17 protein-coding genes and 1 tRNA gene are annotated in these 19,859 nt (G+C 70.0%); 6 read left to right on the top strand and 12 right to left on the bottom strand.

Annotated features, from left to right (window positions below; genetic code table 11):
- Nucleotides 1-168: 168 nt before the first annotated feature.
- Together HZZ10_RS02895 and HZZ10_RS02890 are read right to left on the bottom strand one after the other, a co-directional pair.
- Complete coding sequence (locus HZZ10_RS02895; RefSeq protein WP_056131787.1) at nt 169-1,680, bottom strand: dicarboxylate/amino acid:cation symporter; 1,512 nt, start codon at nt 1,678-1,680, stop codon at nt 169-171.
- Between the two features lie 518 nt (nt 1,681-2,198).
- Nucleotides 2,199-3,377 carry an alcohol dehydrogenase catalytic domain-containing protein gene (locus HZZ10_RS02890; protein WP_179912331.1) on the bottom strand — a complete coding sequence of 393 codons (1,179 nt, stop codon included), beginning with the start codon at nt 3,375-3,377 and terminating at the stop codon, nt 2,199-2,201.
- A 76-nt stretch (nt 3,378-3,453) separates the two neighbouring features.
- Here HZZ10_RS02890 and HZZ10_RS02885 point away from each other — a divergent pair, with 76 nt between their 5' ends.
- On the top strand, nt 3,454-4,005 hold the full coding sequence (locus HZZ10_RS02885) for a TetR/AcrR family transcriptional regulator (RefSeq protein ID WP_179912330.1): 552 nt from the start codon (nt 3,454-3,456) through the stop codon (nt 4,003-4,005).
- Here HZZ10_RS02885 and HZZ10_RS02880 read toward each other — a convergent pair.
- Nucleotides 3,996-4,568 carry a YdeI/OmpD-associated family protein gene (locus HZZ10_RS02880; RefSeq protein WP_179912329.1) on the bottom strand — a complete coding sequence of 191 codons (573 nt, stop codon included), beginning with the start codon at nt 4,566-4,568 and terminating at the stop codon, nt 3,996-3,998. The genes HZZ10_RS02885 and HZZ10_RS02880 overlap by 10 nt on opposite strands.
- A gap of 82 nt (nt 4,569-4,650) precedes the next feature.
- Between HZZ10_RS02880 and HZZ10_RS02875 the strand changes: the two genes are divergently transcribed.
- Nucleotides 4,651-5,550: an aldo/keto reductase gene (locus tag HZZ10_RS02875; RefSeq protein WP_056131773.1), complete on the top strand. Its 900-nt coding sequence runs from the start codon at nt 4,651-4,653 to the stop codon at nt 5,548-5,550.
- Nucleotides 5,551-5,651: 101 nt separating this feature from the next.
- On the opposite strand, the gene uxuA is transcribed toward HZZ10_RS02875, so the two are convergent.
- The 8 genes from uxuA to HZZ10_RS02835 all read right to left on the bottom strand — a co-directional run bounded on the left by uxuA (nt 5,652) and on the right by HZZ10_RS02835 (nt 12,116).
- Nucleotides 5,652-6,818, bottom strand: a complete 1,167-nt coding sequence (gene uxuA, locus HZZ10_RS02870; RefSeq protein WP_179912328.1) for a mannonate dehydratase — start codon at nt 6,816-6,818, stop codon at nt 5,652-5,654.
- A gap of 102 nt (nt 6,819-6,920) precedes the next feature.
- Nucleotides 6,921-9,926, bottom strand: coding sequence for a glycoside hydrolase family 2 TIM barrel-domain containing protein (locus HZZ10_RS02865; RefSeq protein ID WP_179912327.1), 3,006 nt, complete (start codon nt 9,924-9,926; stop codon nt 6,921-6,923).
- 290 nt (nt 9,927-10,216) lie between these two features.
- Complete coding sequence (locus HZZ10_RS02860) at nt 10,217-10,492, bottom strand: Txe/YoeB family addiction module toxin (RefSeq protein WP_056131764.1); 276 nt, start codon at nt 10,490-10,492, stop codon at nt 10,217-10,219.
- Entirely contained in the window at nt 10,489-10,731 is a 243-nt protein-coding gene (locus tag HZZ10_RS02855) for a type II toxin-antitoxin system Phd/YefM family antitoxin (RefSeq protein WP_218928379.1), read from the bottom strand. Before HZZ10_RS02855 ends, HZZ10_RS02860 begins: the two co-directional genes overlap by 4 nt.
- Before the next feature lie 77 nt (nt 10,732-10,808).
- Nucleotides 10,809-10,991, bottom strand: a complete 183-nt coding sequence (locus HZZ10_RS02850) for a hypothetical protein (protein ID WP_179912326.1) — start codon at nt 10,989-10,991, stop codon at nt 10,809-10,811.
- Between the two features lie 7 nt (nt 10,992-10,998).
- Nucleotides 10,999-11,075: transfer RNA gene (locus tag HZZ10_RS02845), tRNA-Val, on the bottom strand.
- Nucleotides 11,076-11,220: 145 nt separating this feature from the next.
- Nucleotides 11,221-11,706, bottom strand: a complete 486-nt coding sequence (locus HZZ10_RS02840; protein WP_179912325.1) for a peroxiredoxin — start codon at nt 11,704-11,706, stop codon at nt 11,221-11,223.
- Complete coding sequence (locus tag HZZ10_RS02835) at nt 11,703-12,116, bottom strand: DUF3052 domain-containing protein (RefSeq protein WP_056131759.1); 414 nt, start codon at nt 12,114-12,116, stop codon at nt 11,703-11,705. Before HZZ10_RS02835 ends, HZZ10_RS02840 begins: the two co-directional genes overlap by 4 nt.
- A gap of 445 nt (nt 12,117-12,561) precedes the next feature.
- Here HZZ10_RS02835 and aceE point away from each other — a divergent pair, with 445 nt between their 5' ends.
- Nucleotides 12,562-15,306 carry a pyruvate dehydrogenase (acetyl-transferring), homodimeric type gene (gene aceE / locus HZZ10_RS02830; RefSeq protein WP_179912324.1) on the top strand — a complete coding sequence of 915 codons (2,745 nt, stop codon included), beginning with the start codon at nt 12,562-12,564 and terminating at the stop codon, nt 15,304-15,306.
- 253 nt (nt 15,307-15,559) lie between these two features.
- On the opposite strand, the gene HZZ10_RS02825 is transcribed toward aceE, so the two are convergent.
- On the bottom strand, nt 15,560-16,246 hold the full coding sequence (locus tag HZZ10_RS02825) for a hypothetical protein (protein WP_056131752.1): 687 nt from the start codon (nt 16,244-16,246) through the stop codon (nt 15,560-15,562).
- A gap of 190 nt (nt 16,247-16,436) precedes the next feature.
- Here HZZ10_RS02825 and HZZ10_RS02820 point away from each other — a divergent pair, with 190 nt between their 5' ends.
- The 3 genes from HZZ10_RS02820 (at nt 16,437) to HZZ10_RS02810 (ending at nt 19,808) form a co-directional block, all read left to right on the top strand.
- A complete protein-coding gene (locus HZZ10_RS02820; RefSeq protein WP_056131748.1) occupies nt 16,437-17,630 on the top strand; it encodes a PucR family transcriptional regulator in 1,194 nt (397 codons plus the stop codon).
- Between the two features lie 187 nt (nt 17,631-17,817).
- The gene (locus HZZ10_RS02815; protein WP_179912323.1) at nt 17,818-18,807 is read left to right on the top strand and encodes an ACP S-malonyltransferase; all 990 of its coding nucleotides are present in this window, start codon (nt 17,818-17,820) and stop codon (nt 18,805-18,807) included.
- Entirely contained in the window at nt 18,804-19,808 is a 1,005-nt protein-coding gene (locus tag HZZ10_RS02810; protein ID WP_056131743.1) for a beta-ketoacyl-ACP synthase III, read from the top strand. Before HZZ10_RS02815 ends, HZZ10_RS02810 begins: the two co-directional genes overlap by 4 nt.
- Nucleotides 19,809-19,859 lie beyond the last annotated feature (51 nt).

Below are 19,859 nucleotides of genomic sequence, written 5' to 3'. Positions count from 1 at the left end.
GGCAGCAGCGGGCGCGCTGTCGGCGCGGCGGACGCACTGCTGGTTCCGAGGATTCGCCGCTGGCGAGAAGAGAGCTCACAGCCCCCAGACGCACTGAGCCCGCTCGCGCGGGTGCGAGCGGGCTCAGTCGACGAGTGTCCCGTCAGGACGCTCTCTATGCTGCGGCAGTCAGGACCTGCGGTCCCCGTCGGTGCCCTCGGGCACCGGAGCGCCGGTGACCGTCGGCGCACCGACAGTGACCGGGGTCCGCGACTCCGCCTGCGCGTCCTCGACGACGGCCTCGGCCTCGGCCTCGTCGTCGTCCGCGAACAGGTCCTCGGACGTCGCGGCACGGTACTGCTCTTCGTCGAGGATGCCTTCACGCTTGGCCACGATGACGGGCACCAGCACCTGGCCCGCGACGTTGACCGCGGTGCGGCCCATGTCGAGGATCGGGTCGATGGCGAGCAGCAGACCGACACCCGCGAGCGGCAGGCCGAGGGTCGAGAGCGTCAGGGTCAGCATGACGATCGCGCCGGTGAGCCCGGCGGTGGCAGCCGAGCCGATCACGGAGACGAAGGCGATGAGCAGGTAGTCGGTCACCGAGAGGTCGATGCCGAAGATCTGCGCGACGAAGATCGCGGAGATCGCCGGGTAGATCGAGGCGCAGCCGTCCATCTTGGTGGTCGCACCGAGCGGCACGGCGAAGGACGCGTAGGCGCTCGGGACGCCGAGGTTGCGCTCGGTGACGCGCTGCGTCAGCGGCAGGGTGCCGATCGACGAGCGAGAGACGAAGGCCAGCTGGATGGCGGGCCAGGCGCCGCGGAAGTAGCTGAGGACGCGGAGGCCGTTGATGCGCAGGAGCACCGGGTACAGCACGAGCAGGACGATCGCGAGACCGATGTAGATCGCCGCAGCGAAGGTACCCAGAGGTGCGAGCAGGTCCCAGCCGTAGGAGGCGATCGCGTTGCCGATGAGACCGAGCGTGCCGAGCGGGGCGAGGCGGATGACCCACCAGAGGATCTTCTGGATGATCTCGAGGGCCGACCTGTTGAAGGTGAGGAACGGCTCGGCCTTGCGCCCGACCTTGAGCGCAGCGATACCGACGGCGAGCGCCATGACGACGATCTGCAGCACGTTGAAGGACAGCGAGGTGCTGGCGGTGACGCTGCCGCTCTCGGCGACCTGCGTGCTGGTGTTCGCCCCGAGCCCGAGGAAGTTCGCCGGCAGCAGGCTGTCGAGGAAGTCGAGCCATGAACCGGTCCGGCTCGGCTCGGAGCCGTCGGCGATGTCGAGGGTGGTGTTCTGCCCCGGGCGCATGATGACGCCGAGCGCGATGCCGACGGCGACCGAGACGAGCGCCGTGATCGCGAACCACATGAGCGTCTTGGCGGCCAGGCGGGCGCCGTCGGCGACGTGCCGGAGGTTGGTGATCGAGGCGACGATCGCGGTGAACACGAGCGGCGGCACGAGGGTGCGCAGCAGGAGGACGAAGGACGAGCCGATGGTGTCGAGGGTTGTCGTCAACCAGTTGGCGCCGCCCTCGGGTGTGCCGTCGTCGACGGTGCCCATGGACAGGGCCCACCAGCCGAGCAGGACTCCGAGCACGAGCGAGCCGATGATCTGGACGCTGAAGGAGGGGGCACGCAGGCGGCGCCTGCGGGTCGACGGGGTCTGTTCCGTCGTGGTCGAGCTGGTCACGTGGAGCCTTTCGGATGGTGGCAGGCAAGCAGGCTGGCGGGCATCGTGGCGCAGCCAGGACGACGGGAGCCGACGTCGTGGAGGCGGGCACGCCAGAGGGCGCAGACGATGCGTGGGACGCGCCGGACCGGACTGTTCAGGTCAGGGGCGACGCGAGGGCGGCACGGGCGAGCGCGGACTCGACTCGGGGTGCGGCGACGGCGAGCAGGCGTCGAGGGTGGCGCAGGAGCGCTGGCGACGACGCGAGGTGAGACTCAGCCGAGGGTCAACAACAGCAGCAGGGCAGACAGCAGGTGGACTCCGTCAGCGGGCTCGCGTGACCGAGGTCAGCGGCGCGGTGAGCGGGGTCGTTCCACCCGAGTGTCACAGTCTGTCTCCTGAGGGATCGTGGCGCGGAGTACCCGCGACAAGCCATGCTAGCCACTACCCCCGACCTGTTCAACAGGTGGGAGGGACGAGCTGCTCCGTAGTGCACCGAGCCCTCCCCACCCAGCACTCTCAGCACTCCTGTGCGCCGGTCAGGGCACCTGCGTCGTATCGCCCAGGGGGCCACTCATCTCTGGGAGGGACACCACGAGCTTCTGAGCAGAGACCCCACCACGCAGCGTGTCGAGCGCGCCCTGCAGAGCACCTAGATCCGTCCCGACCACCTGCGGCCGAGGAAGCAGCTGGTGCCGGCCCTCGGCGAGAGCGCGCGGGAGATAGCGGGACCAGACGGAGGGTCCGACGTCGCTGGTCGCGATCGCGCTCCCCCAGACGAACCGCGCCCGCACACCGTGCCGCAGGCAGCGGGCCTGGAGCGCGACGTTCGACCAGACCAGGCGAGCCATCAGGCTCACCCGCGACCAGGCGAGACCGGGGCGGCGAGGCTGGTCGTAGAAGGACACCGACGGGCTGGTCAGCGCGACCCGCCGGGCGCCGGTCTTCGCAGCGATCTCGACGCAGGGCTCGGCCGAGCCCACGGCGATCGCCACGACGCCCACCACACGTGCTCCGCGGGTCGCAGCGACGACCGACGCGACGACGTCGTCGGCGCGGTAGTCGAAGACGGCCTCCGCTCCGAGCGTTTGCATCGTCCCGTGGTGCTGCGGCGAGGCTGTGGTGATCACTCGGTACCCGGCAGCGCGGGCGAGCTGGACGGCGTTGCCGCCCACGCTCGTGGACCCGCCCCACACCACGACGACCTCGTCGTCGGCGGTCCGGTCCTGGTCGAGCCGGATGTCGTCGAGCCGGGTGTGGTCGAGACCCAGCTGCGACGTCTCGAAGAGTGCAGCCGCAGCCGTGGACAGTGCGAGCGGCAGCACCACGGCATCCTCGAAGGCGACGTGGTCCGGTATCGGTGCCGCGAGCGCCTCGTCGACAGCCACGAGGTGCTGGAACCCTCCGCCGGACACGTGGTCGCGTCCCTTCTCCAGACCCGTCGCGTAGGCGACCAGCCGGTCTCCGGCGGCGAACCGGTGCACCCCTTCACCCACGGCCACGACCACCCCCGCGACGTCTTCACCCAGCACCACCGGGTAGTCGAGCCACCTGTACATGAGGCGACCGTTGGACTGGATGATGGCGTCGAGCGGGTTGACCGCGACGGCACGCACCTGGACCACCACCTGACCAGGGCCCGGAGTGGGGACCGGTGACGGCCGGACGACCAGGTCGGCGAAGGGAGCCTCGATCCACGCGGCGGAGTTGCTGATCATGGGGGCTCCAGAGATTGGTGATGACACGGTGTGACATCACTCTAGGTCCGATGTCACTCCGTGTCATCATGGAGCCATGCCCCGATGGTCACCCGACGCCGCCCTCGTCCTCGAAGAAGCCGCCATGGCCTTGTTCGCCGAGCACGGATACGCAGAGACGACGGTCCCGCAGATCGCCGAGCGCGCCGGGCTGACGACCCGGACGTTCTTCCGGCACTTCTCCGAGAAGCGGGAGGTCGTGTTCCTACGCGACCGGGAGCTCCCGACCGCGGTGCGCACGATCCTCGACGCCCTTCCCGCAGGCCTGGGCAGCAGTCAGCTCGTCGAGCAGGGGCTGAGCCGGGCTGCGGTCGAGCTCGAGCAGTGGCATGCGCCGATCAGCCGACGAGACGCGATCATCCAGACCGACGAGCACCTGCGCGAGCGCGAGCTCCTCAAGCTCGACCACCTCGCGGCCGCGATCGAGCAGGGACTCGTGGCCCGAGAGGTACCGGCGGCAGAGGCGCACGTGACCTCGAAGGTCGCCGCGCTCGCTTTCGACCTCGCCCTGCGGCGGTGGCTGGACTCCGAGGGATCGTCGCTCCAAGACGAGCTCGACCGAGCCTGGTCCGCCCTCCGTCAGGTGTAGTGCTTCTCCCCGCGCGCCGCCTTCTCGACGACGTCCTGGATGCGCGCCGCGCGGACCGCTGGCGTCTTAATCCCGCTGAGCCGGAAGTAGATGCGGAACTTCTCGACCTTGGTGAGGCCCTCGATGAAGGCCGCCGCGGCGGGGTTCGTTGCGAGGGCCGCGAGCAGGTCGGCAGGCGCGACCGCGTCCTTCTGTCGGTACGCGGCATCCCAGCGACCGTCAGCCTGAGCCCGGGCGATCTCGGCAAGGCCACCGGGCTGCATGCGCCCCTCCTCGATCAGCCGCGCTACGTGCTCGCGGTTGATCTGCGACCACGGGCTGTTCTTGCGGCGCGGGGTGAACACGTTGAGCATGAAGTTGTCGTCGAGGCGCTGCGCCTGGCCGTCGATCCACCCATAGCAGAGCGCCACGTCGAGCGCCTCGGACCAGGTCATGCCGACGGCCTTGGACGTCTTCTTCCGCAGCTTCAGGCGCACTCCGCCGGGATCGGGCGACCCGGCGAGGTACTGCTCCCACTGCTCGACGGTGACATCGAGCACGGGCTTGTCGGCGACACTGACCATGGTCGTCATCGTAGCGACGGGTGCTGACAGGGGTACCAGCAGCCCCTCCCGGGCTGCACAGACTGTGCCTAGGTTGGGAGGCATGGCACAGACACCCATCCCCACGCTGACCCTCAACAACGGCGTCACCATGCCCGCCCTGGGCTACGGCGTCTTCCAGACGTCTCCTGACGAGACGCGCACCGCGGTCCAGACCGCGCTCGAGACCGGGTACCGCCACGTCGACACGGCTGCTGGCTACGGCAACGAGCGCGAGGTCGGCGAGGCGGTCCGTCAGTCCGGCCTGGCTCGCGAGGACGTGTTCGTCGAGACGAAGGTCTGGATCAGCGACTACGGCACCGACGCGACGCTGCACGCCTTCGACAAGAGCGCGGGCAAGCTGGGGCTCGACCAGATCGACCTGCTGATCCTGCACCAGCCGCTCACCACCCGGTTCGACCTGACGCTCGAGGCCTACAAGTCTCTGGAGACGCTGCTCGAGGCCGGCAAGGTCCGGGCGATCGGCGTCAGCAACTTCATGGAGCGAGACCTCACGGCCCTCCTCGAGGCGACGACGGTCGTCCCGGCCGTCAACCAGATCGAGGTGCACCCGTACTTCAGCCAGCCCGAGGTCCGCGCTCTCGGCGAGAAGCACGGGATCCTCACCCAGGCGTGGTCACCGATCGGTGGGATCACCTTCTACCCAGGCTGGGGCGAGCAGCGCCGCAGCACCCTCGACGACCCGGCCATCACCGCCGTCGCCGAGGCGCACGGCGTGACCCCGGCCCAGGTGATGCTCGCGTGGCACCTGCAGCAGGGTCGCTCGGCGATCCCCAAGTCGGTCACGCCGCACCGCATCACCGAGAACTTCTCAGTCACCGGCATCGAGCTCACCGCAGCAGAGCTGGCCTCGATCGACGCACTCGACACCGGCGTGCGCGGCGGTCCAGACCCCGCCACGATGACGCTCGAGAGGTACCACCTCGAGATCCCGGAGGCCTGAGCGCGCCTGGAACGTCAGGAACTGAGGCGCGGCGCGAGCGTGTCCTCGTCGCCGTCGTGCCCCGATGCTGTCGCGGGTACCGGAGGGACCGCGGGCACGGCTCAGGCCAGCCCGAGCGACCGGCGGACCGCGCGCTCGACCCCGCGCAGCTCGGCGAGGCCGCGGAGCCGACCGACGAGCGAGTAGCCCGGGTTGGTCACGCGCGTCGCGTCGTCGAGCAGCACGTGACCGTGGTCGGGCCGCATCGGGATCTGCTCGCCGCGCCGCTCTTCCTCGACCACCAGGGTGGTGATGATGTCGACCATGTCGGCGTCACCGTCGAGGTGCGGCGCCTCGGTGAAGGACCCGTCCGGGTCGAGCAGCACGCTGCGCAGGTGCGCGAAGTGGATGTCCTCGGCGAAGCGCGTCGTCATCGCAGAGACGTCGTTGTCCGCACGGGACCCGTACGACCCGACGCACATCGTCAACCCGTCGCTCGGCGAGGGCGCAGCGTCGAGCACCTGCTGGGCGTCGTCAGCGGTCGAGACCACGCGCGGCAGCCCGAACATCGGCCGGGGCGGGTCGTCCGGGTGGATGGCCATCCGGACGCCGACCTCTTCGGCGACGGGGACGACGGCCTGCAAGAACTCCGCGAGGTGGGTGCGCAGCCGTTCGGCCGGCACGTCGTCGTAGGTGGCGAGCGCCTCACGGAACCGCACGAGGTCGTAGTGCTCTTCAGCCCCGGGGAGCCCGGCGAGGATCGTCGCCTGCAGTCGGGCTCGCGCCTCGGCGTCGAGGGAGGCGTGCAGCGCAGAGGCTCGTTCCAGCTGGGCGTCGGTGTAGTCGGCCTCCGCGCCGGGACGGCGCAGCTCGAAGAGCTCGAAGGCCGCGAGCGCCGTCGCGTCGAAGCGCAGCGCGAGGGCGCCGTCGGGCATCGGGAAGGCGAGCTCGGTGCGGGTCCAGTCGAGGACGGGCATGAAGTTGTAGCAGACCGTGTCGAGCCCGCAGGCCGCGAGGTTGCGCAGCGACTGCTGGTACGCGGCGACGGCCTCGTCGCGGCGCGGGCCGCCTGTCTTGATGTCCTCGTGGACGGGCACGCTCTCGACGACAGACCAGGTGAGCCCCGCTGCCTCGATCTCCTGCTGGCGGGCCCGGATCTCCTCGACGGGCCACACCGCCCCGTTGGGCAGGTGGTGCAAGGCGGTGACGATGCCCGTCGCGCCGGTCTGCCGGACCTCGGCCAGGGTGATCGGGTCGGTGGGCCCGAACCAGCGCCAGGTGTGCTTCATCGCAGAGTTCTCCTTGTGGCGGGGATGTCCTGATCCTATGAGGCCGGACAGTCGCGCGGGGCGACCGTCCGGCCTGTGGTGCGGGGTGGTGGAGCTGGGTCCTCAGCCCTGTCGCGACACGAACCGCACGGACACCTCAGCCGTCGTCGCACGCAGCCGCGCGTTCGGCAGCACACCTGGCCCGCAGGCCGCGCTGCCGAGTCCGTGCTGGGCGGCGTCGAGGTGGACCCAGAGCTTCCCGTCCGGGACCAGGTCGTGCGGGTGCGCGGCTGCGTCGAGGGCGGTGTCCGACCATGGGCGCAGCGACAGCTCGACCCCGGCCACGCTCTGCCCTCCGACCCGGCTCGGGCTCGCGTCGAGCGTGAGGTCAGAGCCGTCGGGGAACAGCAGCGCCGCATGCGTGACGCCACGCCGCGCGCCGTTCTCCTGCGGGTGCGTGTACCGCGTCTGCAGCTCGCGGACCGTGTGCTCGTAGGACCCGCCGACCGCGGCCAGGCGCGAGTCGGCGTAGGACTCCTCAGGCCCGAGGCCGTGCCACCGGACCTCGACGTCTTCGGCCCCGGGCTCGTCGAGGACGAGCAGCACACCGAGGCGGGCGATGCTCTGGCCCCAGCGCCCCTCCGGGACGATCGACACGTGGAGGTCGACGTTGCCAGAGCCGTCGGCTCCGTCGGGCCCCTCAGCGCTGGGCGTGACGGGACGCCAGGTGTAGACGGTCCGGAAGCCGTTGCGCGTCCGCGGTCCCGCAGTCCGGGCGGTGACGACAAACGCACCGTCGTCGGTGATCTCGGCGGAGATCTTCCGCTCGGCGAGAAGGTGCAGCCCGCTCTCCTTCCAGACGCTCTCGTCGGAGAGATCGGTCCAGCTGCCCTCGCGGCGGTCGTTGTCGGTCGGTGCCCGCCACGCGTCGACGCGCAGCTCGGCGACCGGACGACCGTGCAGCTCCAGGAGGGTGCCACGCGCGTCGAAGCGCGCGTGCCCGACGGTCACGGTTCCGTCGGCTGCCTGGTGCGCTCGACCTGTCGCGACGGGCTGGGCGACGGCCGGGGTCACCGTGACCTGCCCGGTCGAGACGACGAAGGGTCCGGCCGCGTCGTCGAACCACGGCTCGTCGAGCGCGTCGGCCGTGTGCTGCACGGCTCGCAGGGTCCACCACGTCGGTGTGTGGTCTTCGGTCGGCAGCGGCAGGTCGGTCGGTGGGCGGACGCGCGTCTCCTCACCCGGCGCGAGCCGCAGGTCGTCGAGGGTGCCCGACGCGAGGACGTCGTCGCCGTGGTGCAGCGTCCACTCGAAGGTCAGGTGCGAGGTGTCCCGGAAGGCGTAGCGGTTCCGGACGAGCAGCGCGTCACCACCCGGGACCTCGTCGATCCGGACGGGCGCGAAGACCGCAGCCACCTCGATCAGCGACGGTGCGGGTGTGCGGTCGGGCAGCACCAGACCGTCGGCGATGAAGGTGCCGTCGTGGAAGGCCTCGCCGAAGTCCCCGCCGTAGGCCGCGAACTCTGTGCCGTCGGCGTCGCGGCGCGTGAGGCCGTGGTCGATCCATTCCCAGATGAACCCGCCCATGAGGCGCGGGTAGCGGTCGAAGATCGCGTCATAGTCGCTCAGGCCACCCGGCCCGTTGCCCATGGCGTGCGCGTACTCGCACTGCAGGAAGGGCATCTGCCGTCGGCGCGCGTCGGCCTCGGCGCGGGCGAGCGGCGCCTCGATACCCTGCCCGATGAGCTCGGTCTCCTCGCTCGTGGCGTACATGCGGGAGTAGACGTCGACGTCGTCCGAGGACCAGTCGCCCTCGTAGTGGACCGGGCGGGTCGGGTCGAGGGCGCGCACCGCAGCCGTCATGGCGCTGACGTTGCGACCGCTGCCGGCCTCGTTGCCGAGGGACCACAGGATGATGCTCGGGTGGTGGGCGTCTCGGCGCACCGTGCGGGTCACGCGGTCGACGAGGACCTCTTCCCACGCGGGGTCGTCCACGGGGTTACCGGTCCATCCGCCGTCGATGAAGCCGTGGGTCTCGAGGTCGTTCTCGTCGACGACGTAGAGCCCGTGCTCGTCGCAGAGGTCGAGGAAGTGCGGGTGCGGCGGGTAGTGGCTGGTGCGGACCGCGTTGACGTTGTGGCGCTTCATGAGGAGCACGTCCTCGAGCATGCGCTCGGGTGTCACAGCCCGTCCGCGCAGCGGGTCGAACTCGTGACGGTTGACGCCGCGGAGCTTCACGGGGGCGCCGTTGACGAGGAAGACGCCGTCCTCGATCGACACGGTGCGGAAGCCGGCGCGGAGCGTGATGGTCTCCCCCGGTGCTGTGACGATGACGTCGTAGAGTCGCGGGCGCTCGGCGCTCCACGGCTCGACGCTCGCCGTGGCGGCCTCCCCCGCAGCGACGTCGATCCCGAGCTCGGGCACGGTGACGCGTGCGCCGGTCGGTCCCTCGACGTCGACCGTCAACGAACCCGTGCCGGTCAGGGGGTCGAAGCCTGCGAGCACGCGGGCGTGCGCGACACCAGCCTCGGGACGGTGTTCGAGCGTGACGCTACGGAAGATCCCCGACAGCCACCACTGGTCTTGGTCCTCGACATAGCTGAGCGCCGACCACTGGGTCACGCGCACCGCGAGCAGGTTCTCGCCCGGGACGGCGACGTCGGTGATGTCGATCTCGGTGGGAAGTCGGGAGCCGTGGGAGGTGGCGATGACGGTCCCGTTGAGCGACACCTTGAACCACGAGTCGACACCCTCGAAGCGCAGGTAGGCGCGCCCGCCGGTCGCCCACCGCTCGGGGAGCTCGAAGGTGCGGCGGTACTCCCCCGTCGGGTTGGCGTCCGGGACGAAGGGCGGCTCGACCGGGAAGGGGTAGAGCACGTTGCTGTACGCCGGGGTGCCGTAGGGCCAGGCGTCCGGCGCACCGGCGAGCTGCCAGTGTCCGGGGACCTCGATGGTGTCCCATCCGTCGCCACGGTCCGCCGGGTCCGCACCAGTCTCCGCCGACGGGAAGAGCCGGAAGCGCCATGACCCGTCGAGACTCACCGAAGCGGCATCGGAAGCTCCGATCGGCGGGCGGAACCTCGCGGGAACGGTCCCGGTCGGCAGGCTGACGGTGTCGTGACGGGTCACGGGCGCTCCTCAGAGGTCGGCGTCAGCGACGACCACCCGAGTCGACCGCACCAGATGGTGCCGCAGGTCAGAGCAGAGAGAGCCAGGGCGTCGTCGCCGTGTTCAACGATGAACACTATCCGGGTTCGTCGACAGCGCTCAACCGGCACGTCTCTCTGATCGAGACTGGCGACTCGATCCGATCGACCGTAGAGAGACAGCCCGTCACGTCCGCGAGCTACGGGGTCAAGACCTCGTCGAGGAGTTCCCGGCAGCACCGCCGCCGTCCGGCACGCGGTGGGTCGAGACTGTCAGGAGGAGTAGTGGAACCGGCATGCGGCGACACGTATCTCGTCTCCGACCACCTTGTAGACGAGCCGGTGCTCGTCCGTGATGCGTCGCGACCAGTAGCCGTGCAGCCCGTGCTTGAGGGCTTCGGGCTTGCCGATGCCGACATTCGGGGAGTCGTCCGCGGCACCGCGGGCGATGTCCCGGAGCAGATCGTTGATCCGCCGGAGGACGCGTCGGTCCTGACCTTGCCAGTAGAGGTAGTCGGACCAGGCGTCCTGGTCCCACACGTACCTCACTCGAGCAGCTCGCCCTCGGCCCCCTGGCCTGACTCGAGCCTCTCGATCGACGACAGCAACCGCCGCGCGTTCGCCGGGTTCTGCAGGAGGTACGCGGTCTCCTTGAGCGACTCGTAGTCCGCCAAGGACACGATCACCACGGGCTCACGCCCAGCCCTGGTGATGACGACCTCCTCCCGGTCGTCGAGGACCGCGTCGAGAGTCTCTGCGTAGTGCGCACGGGAGTGCGAGTAGGTCATGGTCTTCACGAGCACCTCCTGGGTACAGGATATTGTACGTCGGCAGACCAGGGCTCGGCAGCTCTTCTCCGGCACGATCACCACAAGCGCAGTGAGCGATTGACATCCTGGAGCTCAGTGAGAGCCTCGTGACGTCCTCCGGCGGCGAAGGCCACTCCGGACACGTCCGGTTCGTCGGCGGTCCAGCGGTCCTCGGCTTCTGTGCCGACATCACCAAGGGCGACTTCCGGACGTTCGGAGCAGGCCAGTGGATCGAGCACGACGTGATGGTGGGCCCGGAGGGACTCGAACCCCCGACATCCACGGTGTAAGCGTGGCGCTCTAACCAGCTGAGCTACAGGCCCTTGAACGAGCGGTCGACACACTACCTGGTCGGACGGCTCTGCGGCAGCCACCACCCGTACGACGATCAGTACCTCTCGTCACCCGACTGGCGATGCCGGACCGACTGAGGCGTCGCAGCAGCCGAGCAGCACCGCCTCGGTGCCGTCAGAGCGCCGCGACAGCATCGAGATACCCCGAGAGATCCCGTCGCTCCCCGCTGCCGTTGACGACAGCCCACCGCACGACACCCTCGGCGTCGACGAGGAAGCTCCCCCGCACCGATCGCCCGCGCTCCGCGTCGAAGACGCCGTACGCCCGGGCGGCCTCCCCGTGCGGCCAGAAGTCCGACAGCAGGTCGAAGCCGAAGCCCTCCTGCTCGGACCACGCCTTGAGCGAGTACATCGCGTCGCAGGAGATCGCGAGCAGCCGCACCCCGGCCGTCTCGAGAGACGACAGGTTGTCGCGGAGCTCGCACAGCTCTCCTGTGCAGATGCCCGAGAAGGCGAAGGGGTAGAACACGACCAGCACGGGTGTGCCGCGCAGTGCGCTGAGGCGCACGGGGGTGCCGTGCGTGTCCTTCAGCTCGAAGTCGGGAGCGAGGTCACCGACGACGGGGGCTGCGACGTCTTCCGTGCTGGTCGTCTGGTTCACTTGCCGCGGCCGCGGGTGGCGAGCTTGGTCGCCGCCCAGTCGGGTGCGATCGCGAAGGTGGTCGTGGCGTGCAGGCCTGCCGTGGTGCCGGCTTCCTGGATGTCGCTGTGACCCACGTGGCCCTCGCGTCCGGGCTTGGGCGTGAAGATCCAGATGATCCCGCCGTCGTCGAGGACGGTCTGGACGTCGACGAGGGCGTCGGTGAGGTCACCGTCGTCTTCGCGCCACCAGAGGATGACCCCGTCGCAGACGTCGTCGTAGTCCTCGTCGACAAGATCGGTCTGCGTGATCTCCTCGATGGCCTCTCGGAGGTCGTCGTCGACGTCCTCGCCCCAGCCGAACTCCTGGACAACGAGCCCTGAGGCGAAACCGAGACGGTCCGCATCTTGAGGCTCAGTGGTCGCTACCACGGTGATGTCGTTCCCTTCACGCGAGTGCCGGTCGCAGGTCCGCGCCGGATAGATCGATGGTGGCAAACGTAGCCCACCTCACGCCACGTCGCTCCCGGTATGCCTCAAGGATCGCGAACGTGTCGCCCACCTGGCAAGCAGATCGCCCCTCTCGAGACGTCGCCCGACCCGGGGAGCCCGGGCGCGCCGACGAGCCCGCAGCCCGTGCCTCAAGCGCGGAATCACCGCAGATCATCCCAGAACACCCGCTGTCACGAACGTCACGTGCTCTCCACAGCCCGGCAGGTGGCTTTACCCCTCGCGATGCGATGAGAATGGACGGATCGACCGGAGTTGACGAAGCCTTTGCGCGCAGCACACACGAGCGCGAGGGAGCGACGACCGGGCCAGGCGAGCGACGGGGCACACCGCCCCACAATGCTCTGAACACGATGTGAGGTTGCTGGTGGCAACGCATGACGAGACGAGGCCGTTGATCAACGGCCTGTTGAGCCAAGTCCCTGATATCGACCCCTCTGAGACCTCGGAGTGGATCGACTCCTTCGACGGGCTGCTCGAGGAGCGTGGCGGGCCGCGGGCTCGGTACATCCTGCTCAACCTGCTGAAGCGGGCTCGGGAGCGCAACGTCGCCATCCCGACCTCGATCAACACCCCCTACGTGAACACCATCGGTGTCCACGAGGAGCCGTACTTCCCCGGCGACGAGGTCATGGAGCGCAAGTACCGCTCCTGGAACCGCTGGAACGCAGCCGTCATGGTGACGCGCGCCCAGCGCCCCGGCATCGCCGTCGGCGGGCACATCTCGTCCTACGCGTCCGTCGCGACGCTGTACGAGGTCGGCCTCAACCACTTCTTCCGCGGCAAGGACCACCCGGGCGGCGGAGACCACATCTACTTCCAGGGTCACGCCTCCCCCGGTGTGTACTCGCGTGCCTTCCTCGAGGGTCGCCTCTCGGCGGAGGACCTCGACGGGTTCCGCCAGGAGCACTCGCACGAGGGTGGCGGCCTGCCGTCGTACCCGCACCCGCGCCAGATGCCCGACTTCTGGGAGTTCCCGACGGTCTCGATGGGCCTCGGCCCGGCGTCGGCGATCTACCAGGCGTGGACCAACCGCTACCTGCACAACCGCGGGATCAAGGACACCAGCCAGCAGAACGTCTGGGCCTTCCTCGGCGACGGCGAGATGGACGAGCCCGAGAGCCGCGGCATGCTGCAGCTCGCTGCCCAGCAGCAGCTCGACAACCTCACCTTCGTGGTCAACTGCAACCTGCAGCGCCTCGACGGCCCGGTCCGTGGCAACGGCAAGATCATCCAGGAGCTCGAGGCGCAGTTCCGCGGCGCCGGCTGGAACGTCATCAAGGTGATCTGGGGCCGCGAGTGGGACGTGCTGCTCAACGCCGACAAGGACCGCGCTCTCGTCAACCTCATGAACGAGACGCCCGACGGCGACTACCAGACGTACCGTGCCGAGGACGGCGCGTTCATCCGTGAGCACTTCTTCGGTCGCGACCCGCGCACCAAGCAGCTCGTGGAGAACCTCTCCGACGACGACATCTGGGCTCTCAAGCGTGGTGGCCACGACTACCGCAAGCTGTACGCGGCGTACGCGGCGGCGACGGCCCACACCGGCCAGCCGACGGTCATCCTCGCGCACACCATCAAGGGCTACGGTCTCGGTTCCGGCTTCGCCGGCCGCAACTCGACGCACCAGATGAAGAAGGTCGCCCTCGCGGACCTCAAGACCCTCCGCGACTCGCTGCACATCCCGATCACGGACGAGCAGCTCGACGCCGACCCGTACGCACCCCCGTACTACCACCCGGGTGCTGACGCGCCGGAGATCCAGTACATGCTGGACCGCCGCAAGAAGCTGGGCGGGTTCGTCCCCGAGCGTCGCTCGGTCTCGACCCCGGTCACGCTCCCGGACGCCTCGCGCTACGACATCCTCAAGAAGGGGTCGGGCACGCAGGAGGTCGCCACGACGCAGGCCTTCGTGCGCCTGCTCAAGGACCTCATCAAGGACAAGGAGTTCGGCAAGCGCATCGTGCCGATCATCCCCGACGAGGCCCGCACCTTCGGTCTGGACTCGATCTTCCCGTCCGCGAAGATCTTCAACACCCAGGGGCAGAACTACCTGGCTGTGGACCGCGACCTCATGCTCTCCTACAAGGAGTCCGAGGCCGGGCAGATCCTGCACACGGGCATCAACGAGGCCGGCTCGGCTGCGGCCTTCCAGGCCGTGGGCACCTCGTACGCCACGCACGGCGAGGTCACCGTCCCGTTCTACATCTTCTACTCGATGTTCGGGTTCCAGCGGACGGGCGACCAGTTCTGGGCCGCAGGCGACCAGCTCACCCGCGGGTTCATCATCGGCGCGACCGCAGGCCGCACGACCCTCACGGGTGAGGGTCTGCAGCACGCCGACGGCCACTCGCCGCTCATCGCCGGCACGAACACCGCGATCGTCCAGTACGACGCGGCCTACGGCTACGAGCTGCGCCACATCGTCCGCGACGGCATGCAGCGCATGTACGGCACCGACGAGTCCCGCGACCAGAACGTCATGTACTACCTCACGGTGTACAACGAGCCGATGGTCCAGCCGGCCGAGCCGGAGGACGTGGACGTCGAGGGCATCCTGCGCGGCATCCACAAGGTCGCGACCGCCGAGGGCGAGGGCCCCCGGGCCCAGATCCTCGCGTCCGGCGTGGGTGTGCCGTGGGCCCTCGAGGCCAAGGAGCTCCTGTCCAAGGACTGGGGAGTCCAGGCCGACGTGTGGTCGGTGACGAGCTGGAACGAGCTGCGCCGCGACGGTCTCGCCGCCGAGCAGCACAACTTCCTCAACCCGTCCGAGCCGGCCCGCGAGGCGTACCTCACGGAGAAGCTCAAGGACGCCCAGGGGCCGTTCGTGGCCACGAGCGACTTCGACCACCTCGTGCCCGACCAGGTCCGCCAGTGGGTCCCGGGCGACTACGCGGTGCTCGGTGCGGACGGCTTCGGCTTCTCCGACACCCGCGCAGCAGCACGCCGCTACTTCAAGATCGACGGCCCCTCGGTCGTCGTGCGCACGCTCCAGCAGCTCGCCAAGCGCGGCGAGGTCCCCGCTGAGGCAGCCGCCCAGGCGATCGAGAAGTACAAGCTCCACGACGTGAACGCCGGCACCTCCGGCAACGCGGGCGGCGACGCCTGACCGGTCCCCGCTGACAGCGCGAAGGCCCGCACCCTCCTCGGAGGATGCGGGCCTTCTGCGTTCGTGCCGGGCACCGGGCATGCCCGAGCCCGCTCACGCACGACGAGATCGGCACTTCGGAGCGAGATCGACCCTCATAAGGACCGATCTCGCTCCGAAGTGCCGATCTCGCACGTTTGCCTACCCGGACATCAAAACCAGCCGACCCAGCTGGCCGGCGGAGCTACCGCGGCCGAGCTGAGCCATCAGAGTCTCAGGTCCCGGAGAGCTTCTGCTCGGCCTGGGCGATGGCCTTCTCGAGCTCCGGACGGATCTTCGCGACGGCGCGCTTGTCGGGGCTGTACGAGAGCGAGTCGAGGTGGTGACGGGCGTCGAAGAGCCTGTCGGCCTCGAGGGCTGCCAGGACCACCTGACGGCCGACCTCGGGCGTGTGCTCCTTCGCGCGCCAGTGGCCGACACCGAGCCCGAGCCCCTCGACGGGCTGACCGGCATCACGGAGCGTCGAGATGGCCTCGACGAGAGCCTCGCCGCTCGGGTCCCGGTCTGCGGCCGTCGCGAGACGACGGATCGCTGCCTCAGGGTCGTCGTCGAGGGAGAGCCGGGCCAGCTCGACGAGCGGGTACCAGGCACGCGGGTTGCCCGCGAGCTCTTCGGCGAGGGCCCACACCGCGAGATCAGCAGCGCGCTGCTTCTCGTGGTCGGCGACCTCGGCCGCGAGCGGGTCTTCGTTGTGGGTGCTGTCCGCCGCACGACGGCGCACCACCTCGGACAGCGCCTGGAAGGCGCGGATGTTGTTGGGGTCGTCGACGAGCATCGCGCGCAGCGCGTCCTCGTGGAGGGTGTCGCCGCGGCGGTCACCCTTGGTCGGTCGACGGGTACCGATCGTGGACGCCGAGTGGTTGCGGCGCATGAGCTGACGGAGTCTGGGCATGAGTGCCATACGCCGACGATAGCCGGTGAGGGCCGAGAGCACCGGTCGGAAGGCTGTGGCCGGTCTTCGTCAGAGGCTCGCGACGCGCCCGCAGGCACGAGTCGTGGGGCCGTCACCGCGAGGCCGGACGGGCCCCGGCTTTGTCGCTTCCCCACAACTCTGCTCCCGCCTGCGACCTCGCAGGTCGTATGCTCTGGGGATGCCACCCGCTGCTCAGAACGCGAACGTCCCGGCGGCCAGCACCCCCGGGACTGCCGCGAACCTGCAACGCGTCCGTGACGGCAGCGGGCTGCTCACCGCCGCCGCGCTGCGACGTCTCGACGAAGACCTCCCCTGGTACCGAGCCCTGCCTGCCGACGAGCGGTCGTGGGTAGGGCTCGTCGCGCAGTCCGGCATCACGTCCTTCGTCACCTGGTACGCCGACCGGACGATGACACCCCACGGGGTCGGGGACATCTTCGCTGCGGCGCCGACAGACCTCACGCGGTCCATCTCGCTCCAGCACACGCTCCAGCTCGTCCGGATCGTCGTGGAGGTCGTCGAGACCCACTCTGACCAGCTCGCGGCCCCCGGCGGCGAGCGCGACCTGCGCGAGGCAGTGCTCCGGTACTCCCGCGAGGTGGCCTTCTCGGCGGCAGAGGTCTACGCCCGGGCCGCCGAGGTCCGCGGCGCGTGGGACGCCCGCCTCGAGGCGCTCGTCGTCGACGCGATCATCCGCGGCGACCAGGACAACTCGCTGCGGTCACGGGTCTCCGCCCTCGGGTGGTCCGGCCTCGGTGAGGTGCTGGTCATGGTCGGCACGACGGTCTCCCCGCTCGACGACATCCGCGCGGCCGAGCTCCGCAGGGCCACGAGCCGCGCGGCGTGCGACGTGCTCGTCGGCATCCAGGGCGACCGTGTGGTGCTGGTCCTCGGCGGCGAGGGCGACCTCATCGGGGTCGCGAACTCGCTCCTCCCGCGTTTTGGTCCCGGCCCCGTGATCATCGGCCCGTCGATGCAGAACCTCGACGACGCCTGGCGCTCGGCGACCGCGGCCCTCGCCGGGCTGCGCGCCGTCCCTGCGTGGCCGCAGGCCCCACGGCCTGTGCTCGCAGACGAGCTGCTGCCAGAGCGTCTGCTCACCGGAGACCACGAGGCGCGCCGCACCCTGGTGCGCCTGGCCTACACACCGCTGTCCGAGGCGACGGGCTCGGTCCTCGACACCCTCTCGGCCTACCTCGGCAACGGGCGCTCGCTCGAGGCCGCGGCGCGCGACCTCTACGTGCACCCCAACACGGTGAGGTACCGCCTGCGCAAGGTCGCCGAGCTCACGGGCTGGGATCCCCTCGACGCGCGCGAGTCCTTCGTCCTGCAGGTGGCCCTGGCCGTCGGCAGGCTCGCCGCAGCGCGCTGACCCTCGCGTGCGTGCGCCACGGCCCTCGGCCAGAGCGCACGCACCGAGGCCAGCCGTCGGCGACCGCCCCGTGAGCGGCCCGGCCACCTGATCACCCTCGACTTGTAGGGTGTGCACAAGGACCGCAGAGACACTTCGTGCGGGTCGTGACGGCCCGGACCCACAGAGAATCGGGCAGAGTAATACCGTGCTTGCCATCGTGTGCCCTGGACAGGGCTCCCAGACCCCCGCCATGCTCGCCCCGTGGCTCGAGCTGCCGGGTGTCTCCGACCAGCTCGCCTCCTTCTCGACCGACGGGCTCGACCTGCGTGCCCTCGGCACCGAGGCCGACGCCGACGCCATCCGTGACACGCGCGTCGCCCAGCCGCTCATCGTCGCCTCGTCGATCATCGCGCTGCGCGCCGTCCTCGACGGTCGTGACGCCGCGGACGTCGTCGACGTCACGGCTGGCCACTCGGTCGGCGAGCTCGCCGCTGCGGCTGTCGCCGGGGTCCTCGACGACGCGAGCGCCGTCGCCCTCGTGACGCGCCGCGCCGCCGTCATGGCCGAGACCGCAGCCGCCAACCCCTCGGGGATGTCCGCCGTGCTCGGCGGAGACCCTGACGAGGTGCTCGCCGCGATCGAGGCAGCCGGGCTCTGGCCCGCCAACGTCAACGGAGGCGGCCAGGTGGTCGCCGCCGGTTCCCTGGACGGCCTCGCGGCCTTCGCGGCGAACCCGCCGGCCAAGGCGCGCGTCATCGCCCTCAAGGTCGCCGGTGCCTTCCACACCCCCCTCATGGAGTCGGCTCGTGCCGCCTTCGCCGAGGTGACTGCCGGGTGGGCCGCCGCCGACCCGCGCGTCACCTTCCTGTCGAACGCCGACGGTGCGTCCTACGCGGGCATCGCCGACGACGCCTCGCTGCCCCTCGGCAGCGGCCGGGACGTGCTCGACCGCCTCACGGCGCAGATCACCGCGCCGGTCCGCTGGGACCTCTGCCAGGAGAGCCTCGCGGCCGCCGGTGTCACCGGTCTGCTCGAGCTCATGCCGGGCGGGGTGCTCACAGGCCTGGCGCGCCGCGCGCTGCCCGGTGTCGAGACAGTCGCCGTGAAGTCGCCCGCCGACCTCGACGCAGCCCGTGACCTCGTCGCCCGCCACTCCGGCACGACCACCCTCCCCACCGCAGAGGACGCGCAGTGACCCTCCAGATCAAGCAGTCGACAGGTCCCGAGTTCTCCCGCATCCTCGGCCTCGGTGCCGCGCGCGGCACGAACGTCGTCACCAACGACGACATCGCCGGCCCGATCGACTCCTCCGACGAGTGGATCCAGCAGCGCACCGGGATCATCACCCGCCGCCGCTCGGACGCCCACGTCACGGTCATCGACCTCGCGGAGGAGGCCGCCCTCAAGGCGATCGCCGCAGCGGGCATCACGGCGCAGGAGATCGACGCCGTGATCCTCTCGACAGTCACGTACTTCCACCAGACGCCCGCCGGCGCCGCGCTCGTCGCGGACCGCATCGGCGCGACCCCCGCCGCGGCCTTCGACATCTCGGCCGCCTGCGCCGGGTACTCCTACGGCATCGGGCAGGCCGACGCGCTCGTCAGGTCCGGCGGCGCCCGCAACGTGCTCGTCATCGGTGCCGAGAAGATGAGCGACTTCATCGACCCGACCGACCGGTCGATCTCGTTCCTCCTCGGCGACGGCGCCGGCGCTGCAGTCGTCGGCCCCTCCGACACGCCCGGCATCGGCCCGACCATCTGGGGCTCGGACGGCTCGAAGGCCCAGACGATCCGCCAGACGCACTCCTGGCAGGACCTGCGCACGCAGCCCGAGCTCGGCTGGCCGACGCTGCGCCAGGAGGGCCAGACGGTCTTCAAGTGGGCCGCGTTCCAGATGCCCGTCGTCGCCCAGCAGGCGCTCGACGCCGCCGGTGTGACGGCCGACGACATCCAGGTGTTCGTGCCCCACCAGGCCAACATGCGGATCATCGACCAGTTCATCAAGCAGCTGAAGCTCCCTGACACGGTTGTCGTCGGACGTGACATCGCCGACACCGGCAACACGTCGGCGGCCTCGATCCCGCTCGCGACGGACCGGCTGCTCGCCGAGGGCCAGGCGAAGTCCGGCGACCTCTCGCTGCAGATCGGCTTCGGCGCCGGCCTCGTCTACGCCGCGCAGGTCGTCGTCCTGCCGTAGGTTTCACCAGTACCTCTTTTCTCGACCCCCCAGCAGTTCACCAACACAAGG

Origin of the sequence: Sanguibacter inulinus, from assembly GCF_013415325.1 — a bacterium.
Classification (GTDB): Bacteria; Actinomycetota; Actinomycetes; order Actinomycetales; family Cellulomonadaceae; genus Sanguibacter; species Sanguibacter inulinus.
This window is presented reverse-complemented; position numbering and strand designations above follow the sequence as displayed.

Excerpts from the sequence above, each read along its gene's own strand:
- HZZ10_RS02890 (WP_179912331.1), bottom strand. The coding sequence starts at position 3,377 with ATGATCAGCAACTCCGCCGCGTGGATCGAGGCTCCCTTCGCCGACCTG.
- HZZ10_RS02885 (WP_179912330.1), top strand. The coding sequence starts at position 3,454 with ATGCCCCGATGGTCACCCGACGCCGCCCTCGTCCTCGAAGAAGCCGCC.
- HZZ10_RS02880 (WP_179912329.1), bottom strand. The coding sequence starts at position 4,568 with ATGGTCAGTGTCGCCGACAAGCCCGTGCTCGATGTCACCGTCGAGCAG.
- HZZ10_RS02875 (WP_056131773.1), top strand. The coding sequence starts at position 4,651 with ATGGCACAGACACCCATCCCCACGCTGACCCTCAACAACGGCGTCACC.
- uxuA (WP_179912328.1), bottom strand. The coding sequence starts at position 6,818 with ATGAAGCACACCTGGCGCTGGTTCGGGCCCACCGACCCGATCACCCTG.
- HZZ10_RS02855 (WP_218928379.1), bottom strand. The coding sequence starts at position 10,731 with ATGACCTACTCGCACTCCCGTGCGCACTACGCAGAGACTCTCGACGCG.
- HZZ10_RS02825 (WP_056131752.1), bottom strand. The coding sequence starts at position 16,246 with ATGGCACTCATGCCCAGACTCCGTCAGCTCATGCGCCGCAACCACTCG.
- HZZ10_RS02820 (WP_056131748.1), top strand. The coding sequence starts at position 16,437 with ATGCCACCCGCTGCTCAGAACGCGAACGTCCCGGCGGCCAGCACCCCC.